The following is a 10,204-nucleotide window of genomic DNA, read 5'->3' on the forward strand; positions in this document are numbered from 1 at the left end:
GGCAGTACGGGCACGCCCACGGGCACCCCTGCAGGAACAGGGACGCCGCGAACTTGCCGGGCCAGTCCACGCTCGACATGGGGACCAGGCCCGCGATCTGCAGGTCGTCCGGCGTCCACTCGCGCGACGCCCGCCCCCCGACGAGGCCGGGGCCGCCCAGGCTCAGCGTGCCCTCCCGGGGAGCCCCGGCCTCGTGATACGGGGAACGAGCGCTCACGTCAGCGGCTCCCCGCGGGAGGGAACGCGCTGACGAGCTCGCCGTGAGCGCCTGCAGCGTCCTCGGAGAACATCTGGCGCTCGTGGTACTCGCCCTTCTTGCCGATGTTGAAGGACTGGACCGGGCGGAAGTAGCCCATGACGCGCGTCCACACCTCGCAGGCCTGCGGCTCGGCATCCGGGTGAGCGGCCGCGCACTTGTCGCAGGTGAAGTGCTCGCCGGCCAGGTAACCGTGAACCGGGCAGATCGAGAAGGTCGGCGTGATCGTAATGTAGGGGACCTTGAAGGCTGTCAGCGAGCGGCGCACCATCTCCTTGCAGGCCTGCCCCGAGGACAGGCGCTCGCCCATGTACAGGTGCAGGACAGTGCCGCCCGTGTACTTGCCCTGCAGGACCTCCTGATCCTCAAGCGCCTGGAACGGGTCATCCGTGTACGCGACCGGCAGCTGCGAGGAGTTCGTGTAGTAGGGTTCTTCGGGCGTGCCCGCCTGGATGATGTCGGGGAAGCGCTTGCGATCCTCCTTCGCGAAACGATAGGTCGTCCCCTCCGCAGGTGTCGCCTCGAGGTTGTACATGTGGCCGGTGGCTTCCTGAAGCTGGACCATGCGATCACGCACGTGGTCCAGGATGCGCACGCACATGTCGAAGCCGCGCGGGTCCGTCAGATCATAAGCGTCATCGGTGAAGTTACGCACCATCTCGTTCATGCCGTTGACGCCGATCGTCGAGAAGTGGTTGTCAAGCGTGCCCAGGTAGCGCTTCGAGTAGGGGAACAGGCCGTGATCCATGTGGTACTGGATCGTCTCGCGCTTGATTTCGAGAGAGCGGGAAGCCAAGTCGATGAGTTCGTCCATGCGCGCAACGAGGCCTTCCTCGTCGCCCTTGTACAGGTAGCCGAGGCGCGCCATGTTGAGTGTGACCACTCCGATCGACCCGGTCAGCTCCGCCGAGCCGAAGAGACCGTTGCCGCGTTTGAGGAGTTCGCGCAGGTCCAGCTGAAGTCGGCAGCACATCGAGCGAATCATGTGCGGATCCAGGTCGGAATTGATGAAGTTCTGGAAGTAGGGCAGACCGTACTTGGCGGTCATGTCGAAGAGCGCGTCGACGTTCTCGCCCTCCCAATCAAAGTCGGGCGTAATGTTGTAGGTCGGGATCGGGAACGTGAAGACGCGACCATCCGCGTCGCCGCCCGTCATGACCTCGATGAACGCGCGGTTAATGAGGTCCATTTCGCGCTGCAGCTCACCGTAGGTGAAATCGACGACTTCGTCGCCGATAAGGGGATGCTCGTCGGCCAGGTCGTCCGGGCACGTCCAGTCGAAGGTCAGGTTCGTGAAGGGGCACTGGCTGCCCCACCGCGAGGGCACGTTCAGGTTGTAGATCAGTTCCTGCATGCACTGAACAATGTCCTCGTACTCCATGTTGTCCAGGCGCACGAAGGGGGCCATGTAGGTGTCGAAGGACGAGAAGGCCTGCGCGCCCGCCCACTCGTTTTGGAGGGTGCCGAGGAAGTTGACGATCTGGCCGCACGCCGAGGAGAAGTGGCGCGGCGGGGCCGAGGCGATCGCGCCACCCACGCCGTTGAAGCCTTCCTGGATGAGGCGCTTGAGGGACCAGCCGGCGCAGTATCCGGCGAACATGTCGAGGTCGTGGATGTGGTAGTCGCCCTCGCGGTGCGGGGCGCCGATCTCGGGAGTGTAGACGTGTTCGAGCCAGTAGTTGGCGATGATCTTGCCCGCCGAGTTCAGGATCAGGCCACCGAGCGAGTACCCCTGGTTGGCGTTGGCGTTGACTCGCCAGTCGGAGCGGTCGAGGTACTCCTCCACGGTTGCGATGGCGTCGACGTCGTAGCGGGGTGCGGTCATGGTCCCTGTCCTGTCTTTTCTGCGTTTCCGCATGTTTGCTGTGTGCGCTTGTTGTTCGTCTCGGCGCCGTGGGCCCTGCACTCCTGTGGGCGGCGAGTCCGGTACTGCTGGACGCGTGTCCGACACGTCGCGGACGCTCCCCCCAGGCGGCACGAGGCCGTGGCACTGTGGGTGGTGGTGGTTTCCTCCACCCGGCGCGAGCCTCCACTAGATGTAGGGCACGTCCGCCACAAGACACTAGATCTTGTGTTCCGAACGAACACTCTCCACCATATCTAGTGTCAATCGAGTGTCACACGCTGATCTCGCGAGTCGCTCTGTTCCCCTCACCACCCCATCGCTTTTTCAGAAACTTTCGGGGACCAACGTCCCACAGCAAGGCGCTGGATCAACAGCACAGCACGACACCCACCAGCCTCCTAGCTATCGACCAGAAGCCGCCCGCCACCGACCGCCCTTCCCCACACCTCGGCCTCGCACCCAAAATTTCGCACGTAATTCGTTTGCTTGATCATTCAACAACCGCCACAAACGTTGCAATTCCAACGACCGGATTTCAATGTTTGAAAGATGTGCGCGGGAATTACGTGCGAGATTGTTGGGAAACCACGGCACAACGACCGTCGACGCCACACCGTCGCCACCACGAAGCGCGGAGGCCGCGACCGGAAACCCGGGGCCTCGTCAACGAAACGACACAATTCAGATGAGGAACGGAAGCTTCTTCACAAGCCCCAGACCCTTCCACCACCTGCCCAAACCAAGAGTGTCACCAGCGCTCGTCAAAGGAATCAAGATAAGGACAAGCGCATAAACCAGATGCTCATTGACGACCGGGTTCAGGGAACCCCACACCCACGGCGCGACAGCTGCATACATGAAGCCCAGCATGATAACGCCCACAACAGCCGCGAGACGCGTTCCGATCCCAAGAATAAGCGCCACACCGATACCGAGCAGCCCCAGCATGAACAGCCAGTCAACCGCAGGCACGGCAAGGGACTCAAAGAAGGAAGCCAAAGGCTTGCCGGTCGTGGCACCCGTCAGGTAGCTCTGCGCGGGCGTCCCCCCGTTGATCCACGCGCGCGCCGGACCCGTCGAATAGTGCAAGCCGAAAGTCTTATCGAGGAACGACCACAGGAACACGAAGCCCACCGCAATGCGCAGCAGAGCCAGGACGGCGCGCGCAGGCTTGGAAGAAACAACGAACGGAGCGGAGCTGGGCATAACTACTCTTTCCGAAGATGATGACGGACCCACCCATTATCCCAGGCACGAGGCCTCGGCGAGCATCGTAAGGTCCGCTGAACTCGAGCAGATAGCCCCGGCGGAGACAAACGAGGTGCGAACGTCGAGCGGTGGGAACTATTCGCCTGCGAGGCGGTCAACCTCGTGGATAATGAGACCGCAAATGCCGCTCACCCACGCGATGGCGGCAACACCGAGGACGCGCGAGCGCCAGGGGCGGATCAGCAGAAAATGCTCGAATCCGTAGCCTGAGCCAGGGGACGCAGCGGACATGCTGAACCCCCACATGGCGGCGATGGTTGCGAGGACGGCGATACCGAGAAGCGCCAGGCACACCCACACCATCACGCGTTGGACCATGATGCCGTGCCGTGGACGTCGCTCGATGGGCGAAAGAGTGAGGGCCCAGGCGCCAGCAATCAGCGCGGCGGTGATGACATCGGAGGGCCGATGCCAGCCTTCCATCATGACGGATACCCCCATGAGGGATGTCCACGCCCACCCGATCCAGGCGGCGGGGCTGCGGAACCACTGGGGTGCGACGACGATGAGCGCCAGTGACAGTGTGACGGCGACGGTCGTGTGGCCGGAGGGCAGGGAGTTTCCGGCGCCTGTCGTGACGCCCAAGATGGGGCGGGTAAGGATGTAGTCCTTCAGGATTTGAGTCGTGATGTTCGCGCCGACGACCGCGCCGAGGGCTCGCCCCGCGAGCGTGGGTCGGCGCCTGGCGGCCGCGACGATCGCAACGATGATGCCGACTCCAACGAGGACGGGCACGGATACGATGCCGGTGATCAGCGTGGAAAAAGCTTCATATTGGCTGGCCGAGCGCATCGTACCTTCCATGAGGATTGTGTCGAGCACTTGGCCATACGTTGTCGTGAGGGCCACGTGGCCGATCAGTCCGGCTATGAGAAGGCATGAGATGACGCTGCCGAGGCGGCGATAGAGCTTGCGCCGGTACCACGGGTCGGAACTCAACCGACGAGGCCTGGGCTCATTGCGCGTATCGGTTTGACTGGATTCAGGGTCGGTCCGTGTGCGTGCCCGCTTGGAACGGCCAGCGGTGGGGGCGTCCGCTCCCCGCTGGTTTCGGTCGGTGTCTCCTGCGCGTTCACTGGAGCGGGCGCGCGGGCGGACGGGCTTTGAGCTTTTGGTGTAGGACTCGTCGACGGTTGGGTCGGAGGGCAGAGCGGAATTGGGATCGTCCACGTGTTCCTCCATTCCTGTCGATGTGGCTATTCCGGTACCACTGTAGTGGGTTGGGCTAGGGGTTCGTGAATTTGTGAGGCTGGGAGCGACTTGGAGACGTGTTTCAACGTCGTGTTCGGCGATGGCAGGAGGTGGGCGCGCGCGTGAGGGGGGCCTCGGTTAGAGTGGGGGTGTCCGATTTTGCACGTTTCACTCGGGAGTTGTCAGTGGCCACTTCTTTACCCGTCAGCACCGACCGTATTCGGGATTTGTTGCGGTCCCGGGACGTGCATTTTGGCGACTATAACGAGGGTGAGCTGGCATACTTGACGCCGAACGCCGCGTTTTTCTGGAATGCTACGAACCCTCAGATCCTGCAGCTGCGCGCACAGTGGCGGGGTATTGCCCGCACGCCGGAGGAGTTCGGTGAGTTGGCGCGCGAGGTCGCTCAATGTAACGCGACGCGCACCGGTCCGAAGGCGTACGTGGCTCCGCTTGAGGATGGCGCGCAATACGGGCTGATCGCAGAGTGCAACATCGTTGTGTTGTCTGGACTCACGCAGGCACAGCTCGATCATTTCTTTGAGACGTCCATGGCGATGATTATGGGCTTCTTCGCGGATCTTGAAGCGACCCTGCCGGGGTTCGTGGAGTGGGACGAGTATGGCCAGGAGGCTACGCGATGAACGGTCCTTTTGTGGTCCCCACTGATGACACAACCCCTTACCCAGTCGATTTTGAGCGGGTTGTCGCGGCTGTACGCGACATGGGTTACGCCCTGGATGTGATTGAGCAAGGCCGCGCAGGCGGAGCAATTTTCGACCGTGTGCCTTTCCTTGTGTCTTTCGATGCCGCGGGGCGTTTCCTGTCGATTCGGGCACTGTGGGAGCCTGACATCCCCGCAGCCAGTGCGGAGCACGCGATGTTCGCGACCGTCGATAACTGGAACCGCGAGAAGTATTTCCCGACAGTGTACACGGCGACCACCCCGGATGGGACCTTGGGAGTATACGCGGATTTCGTGGTTGACACGGAGCCGGGCCTGTCGAACGACCAGCTGCGTGATGCGATTGCCTCGGGCATCTCGACGGGTATCGCGGCGATGCAGTACGTGAAGGAGTCAGCCACCGAGACTCTCGGGTGGGTGGATCCGGACTCGGATGAGCGCTGAACGCTCTTCTTCGTCGGCGTGTTCCTCGCACGAGGCCGTAGCTGGTTCATCCGGGCACGCACCCTCAGGGGGTTCGATCGCGCCTTCGGTTCACTTTTCTGCTCCGTCTCCGGCTGACCTTCTTGCCCTGTTGGGTCGCCTGAGTTCGGGTGATGACCGCCTCCTCGGCCATGTGACCCTGCCGGGGCGCGCGCAACAGCTCGCGGACTGGCCGCGCTGGGTGTCGCCCGCAGTCGTAGCCGCGTGGCAGAGGCGCGGGGTGTCACGCCCGTGGACCCACCAGCGCGACGCGATGGATGCGCTCCGTGCGGGTCGAAATGTCGTGCTCGCGACGGGCACCGGCTCAGGAAAGTCGCTGGCAGCATGGACTCCTGTACTGTCTGATCTCGTCGAGGCCGACGACTCATCGCGAATTTCTGCGATTCGCCGTCGCCCAACGGCCTTGTACCTGGCGCCGACGAAAGCCCTCGCCGCTGACCAGTTGGCTTCTCTGATGTCTCTGCTCGGTCAGGACAACACTGCCCCGGTGCCAGCTGATCCGGGAAGGTGCCCCGGCCTCGTCGATGAACGGTTGCGCCGCGTGCACGTGGCAACGGTGGACGGCGACACGCCGCGCGAGGCGAAAGAGTGGGCTCGCGCGAGCGCGGACCTGGTCCTGTCGAACCCTGATTTCCTGCACTATGTCATGCTGCCATCGCACTCGCGGTGGTCGCGTTTCCTGGCGTCGTTGCACCTCATCGTCATCGACGAGGCGCACCACTGGCGGGGGGTGACCGGCTCCCACATTGCGCTCGTCGTGCGTCGGCTTGTGCGCATTGCCCATCACCTGGGGGCTGATCCGCGTATCGTCATGCTGAGCGCAACTGTGCGGGATGCTGCAAAGGTAGGTCGCGCACTGACGGGGCGCGACGTGGTGGCCATCACCGAGGATGGTTCGCCTGCAGGCGAGCACGAACTGGTCCTGTGGCAAGGCGGAATCGTCGCGGACGCGTCCGAGGTCGACATTTCTGACTTCCTGGCCGCCATCGACGCGCCGCCGGGCGCGGCCACTCTGAAAGTCCCGATCGTGCGGCGCAGCGCCGGGGTCGAAGCCGCTACGCTGGCAGCAGCCTTCGTCGAAAAGGGGGCGCGACTGCTCGCATTCGTACGCTCGCGTGCGGGGGCCGAGGCCGTGGCCGCGCAGGTACGCGACCGCCTCTCCTCTCGTGGGTCCGCGCTCGCCGGGAGTGTGGGCGCGTATCGAGGCGGTTATCTACCCGAAGAGCGGCGTGCACTGGAGGAGGCGCTGCGCGCGGGCACGGTGCGGGCTCTGGCGACGACGTCGGCGCTGGAGATGGGCCTGGATGTTTCAGGTCTGGACGCGACAATCACGGTCGGATGGCCGGGCACGCGCGCATCCCTGCGTCAACAAATCGGGCGCGCCGGGCGCGCGGGCGCACCGGGAACATCCGTTCTCATCGCTTCGGATAACCCTCTCGATTCGTACCTTGTGCGCCACCCCGAGCATATCCTCGGTGATGTCGAAGCCTGCGTCATCGACCCCTCAAACCCGTGGGTCTTAGCGCCGCACGTTGCCGCTGCCGCCGCCGAAATACCGATCACACCGTCCGACATCAGCTACTTTGGGCCGGAACTCCAAAGAGTTGTTGAACGTCTTACCTCCGATGGATACATCAAACGCAGGCCCGCCGGATACTTCTGGGATGCGACGCGCCCAGAGCGACCCGCCGACCTCACGGACCTGCGCGGCTCCGGCGGCGACATCCAGATCGTCGATGCCACCACAGGGACCGTCGTCGGTACAATCGACCAAGCCTCCGCTGATGCTCACGTTTTTCCCGGCGCCATCTACATTCACCAGGGACACACCTTTCACGTCCTGAGCTTCAGCCCCATCACCACGCCAACCGCTCCCAGCACCCAAGGATGGCCACGCGCACTCCTGCCCGAGACCGAGGAGGCCACCCGGGGACGGGACCTAAAGACGAACCGAATGCGAACGGACACCCAGGCCTCGTCGATCATCATTGCGCCCGTGAAGACCGACGATGCGCGCGTCGCCCTGGTCAAGGAAGTACGCACTCCCCTACGGACCCGATCCGCGACTCACACGAGCGTTGAGGTATGCCAGGTCGAAGACACGTACGTGAGCCGAGACGAAACCGTCACCTGGTACTATGGGCCGACAAACGTGTCAACTCGGGTGACCGACTACGACTTGCTACGCCTGCCGGGGCTGGAGTTCATCCGCAACATCGAGCTTTCCTTGCCCACCCACACGCTGCCCACCAAGTCCACATGGTTCACGCTCACGCCCACAGCGTTGACCGCGATGCGGATCGAGGCGGCTGACCTGGCCGGGACCCTGCACGCGGCAGAACACGCGATGATCGGTATCCTGCCGCTTATTGCAACCTGCGATCGATGGGACCTGGGCGGCCTCTCGACCGAGCTGCACGACGACACCGGCGCGCCCACCGTGTTCATACACGACGCGTTTCGAGGGGGAGCCGGCCACGCGCTCGCTGGCTTTCACAGTGCACGGTCGTGGGTGCGCGCAACTCTTGAAGCTGTTTCCTCGTGCGACTGTGAGTCCGGCTGCCCCCGGTGCGTCCAATCACCCAAGTGCGGCAATGGCAACGAGCCGCTCTCCAAGGCTGGGGCCATCACGCTGCTCACCTACCTCCAGGACCGCGCGCCAGGAGCGTAGGTCCCCTCCACGGTCAGCACGTCATGGTCTCTCGGTCATTTGTTGATCAGCCTGAAACCCTCTGGGATTGTGACGGCCTGATGCCAACGCATCAGATCATGGGTGATAGGACAACGCGTGTTGGTCGGGGTTCGGTCCCGGGCGTCGGCGGGGGAGGTGTCGGGCTAGCGCGGTCGCGCAGCAGCTCCTCAGACGGGATGCGCCCCATCGGGAGGATTGCACCGGATCAGTTGGGGTTGAATCTTCCTGATCGGGTGTAATGCCTCATCGGCAACAAGCCTCGCCTGGAAGCTGGCCGCCCGTGGCGTCCCTCATCATTGCCGGCGATGCCCCACCGGCGTTTATTGGCGCCCCGCCCTACCCGCGCCCGTCCTACCCGCGCCCGTCCTACCCGCGCCCGCGCAGCAGGGCCCGCGCAGCAGAGCCCGTCGGCGAGGCCCCACCGGCGTTTGTCAGCGCCCGCCGGGCAGTCCTGCGTCAGTGAGGGAGCATTGGACCCGTTAGGGAGCATGACACCGGGGGTAATGGGGGGTTTGCAGCATTAGGAGCCTCCCTTCGGCGTGTCGCCGGCGTGTCGCGCCTCTAATGGTGCAATTCCCCCCATTTGATGGCGCAGTCATCGCCAAGCAAGTCACGCACGGGTCCCCGTGCAGCACAATTCCCCCCGTTTACTGTCCCTATCGGTTGTTGGCTACTCGTTGCAGGGTCCACGTGCAGCACAATTCCCCCCGTTTACTGTCGGTGAGGCCGCGGTTCGGGGCAGCGTGGCGCCCCGTCGAGCAGTCCTGCACCAGTGTGGCGCCCCGCCGGGCGGTTCTGCGCCAGTGGGGGAGCATTGGACCCGTTAGCGAGCGTGACACCGGGGGTAATGGTGGGGGTTTTGCAGCATTAGAAGCCTCCCCTCGGCGTGTCGCCGGCGTGTCGCGCCTCTAATGATGCAATTCCCCCCATTTGACGGCGCAGTCATCGGCAAGCAAATCACGCATACGTCCCCGTGAAGCGCAATTCCCCCCGTTTGCTGTCGGTGAGGCCACGCCTCGGGGCGGTGAGGTCGCGCCTCAGGGCAGCGTGGCGCCCACAGTACAAACCACTTCGGTAGCAAACGCTGACAATGGCGTGTCGTGGGCAAGGTGCTCTGCGTTGTGGACCCAACGGCGCCTGACCTGGCGTGCCGCTCGCACGCGAACCGCTGAACATGCTCGTTAACCCGTAACACGCACGCCAACCCCTAGATATGCGCCTGGGCGCCGCCCACGCGCATACCACCGGGTCCACGCGCCAAGTATCGGGCCCACGCGCCAAGTATCGGGCCCACGTGCGTGCAAGCGCACATCCTCGAAGCAGTTTCGCATGCAATTCGATTGGGTGAACTTTCAACAGCATCCGCAAACGTTGCAATTCCAACGATATGGAAACGCGGTGCGACACAGTGTCGGGGGAATTGCATGCGACATTTATGGATAACTCGCCCAGTGGGAGTCATGCACTACCACTCATAGCACCGCCGGTAGCGCAGCCGGTAGCGCAGCCACTGGCGCAGCCAGCGGCGCGCCAGCGGCCTGGCACGGTGGCCTGGCACGGTAGATACCGTCGCCGCAAACAACCTGCCCGCCCACCATGACAGACCAAGGGACCACGCACGTGCCCACGATGAAACAACCAACTTCAATGTTGATTTTCCCGCACCAACACGCCGAAAAGTCACTACAAAACCAACACGATTTGCCAATCCTCCACGTCGGCACCCACGGGTTATAGGACATTTCGTGTTGCTGGGGTTAGTCCCAGGTGTTGTGGTAGGGG

Annotated in this window: 6 protein-coding genes and 1 pseudogene; 3 read left to right on the forward strand and 4 right to left on the reverse strand. The window is 63.5% G+C overall.

All coding sequences use genetic code 11. The features are described 5' to 3' along the window. From RYL44_RS09285 to RYL44_RS09300, 4 genes and pseudogenes are all read right to left on the reverse strand, one after another. Nucleotides 1-217 (reverse strand): annotated as a pseudogene (locus RYL44_RS09285) (anaerobic ribonucleoside-triphosphate reductase activating protein); the annotation flags it as partial. 1 nt (nt 218) lies between these two features. Continuing rightward, complete coding sequence (locus tag RYL44_RS09290; protein WP_390883820.1) at nt 219-2,114, reverse strand: ribonucleoside triphosphate reductase; 1,896 nt, start codon at nt 2,112-2,114, stop codon at nt 219-221. A 669-nt stretch (nt 2,115-2,783) separates the two neighbouring features. After that, nucleotides 2,784-3,308, reverse strand: coding sequence for a DoxX family membrane protein (locus tag RYL44_RS09295; RefSeq protein WP_073983625.1), 525 nt, complete (start codon nt 3,306-3,308; stop codon nt 2,784-2,786). Nucleotides 3,309-3,446: 138 nt separating this feature from the next. Next, a complete protein-coding gene (locus RYL44_RS09300; protein WP_314975794.1) occupies nt 3,447-4,541 on the reverse strand; it encodes a phosphatase PAP2 family protein in 1,095 nt (364 codons plus the stop codon). A gap of 206 nt (nt 4,542-4,747) precedes the next feature. On the opposite strand from RYL44_RS09300, the gene RYL44_RS09305 reads away from it, so the two are divergent. The 3 genes from RYL44_RS09305 to RYL44_RS09315 all read left to right on the forward strand — a co-directional run bounded on the left by RYL44_RS09305 (nt 4,748) and on the right by RYL44_RS09315 (nt 8,401). Then, nucleotides 4,748-5,206, forward strand: a complete 459-nt coding sequence (locus tag RYL44_RS09305) for a YbjN domain-containing protein (protein ID WP_200783500.1) — start codon at nt 4,748-4,750, stop codon at nt 5,204-5,206. Next, nucleotides 5,203-5,691 (forward strand): YbjN domain-containing protein, encoded by a 489-nt coding sequence (locus RYL44_RS09310; protein WP_073983627.1) that lies wholly within the window; start codon nt 5,203-5,205, stop codon nt 5,689-5,691. The genes RYL44_RS09305 and RYL44_RS09310 overlap by 4 nt, the downstream gene beginning before the upstream one ends. A 139-nt stretch (nt 5,692-5,830) precedes the next feature. Beyond that, nucleotides 5,831-8,401 (forward strand): DEAD/DEAH box helicase, encoded by a 2,571-nt coding sequence (locus RYL44_RS09315; protein WP_314975795.1) that lies wholly within the window; start codon nt 5,831-5,833, stop codon nt 8,399-8,401. Nucleotides 8,402-10,204 lie beyond the last annotated feature (1,803 nt).

Source organism: Actinomyces bouchesdurhonensis (genome assembly GCF_963540955.1).
Lineage (GTDB): Bacteria > Actinomycetota > Actinomycetes > Actinomycetales > Actinomycetaceae > Pauljensenia > Pauljensenia bouchesdurhonensis.

Bases quoted from the DNA above. Each gene is read 5' to 3' on its own strand.
- RYL44_RS09290 (WP_390883820.1), bottom strand. From the start codon at position 2,114: ATGCGGAAACGCAGAAAAGACAGGACAGGGACCATGACCGCACCCCGC.
- RYL44_RS09310 (WP_073983627.1), top strand. From the start codon at position 5,203: ATGAACGGTCCTTTTGTGGTCCCCACTGATGACACAACCCCTTACCCA.
- RYL44_RS09295 (WP_073983625.1), bottom strand. From the start codon at position 3,308: ATGCCCAGCTCCGCTCCGTTCGTTGTTTCTTCCAAGCCTGCGCGCGCC.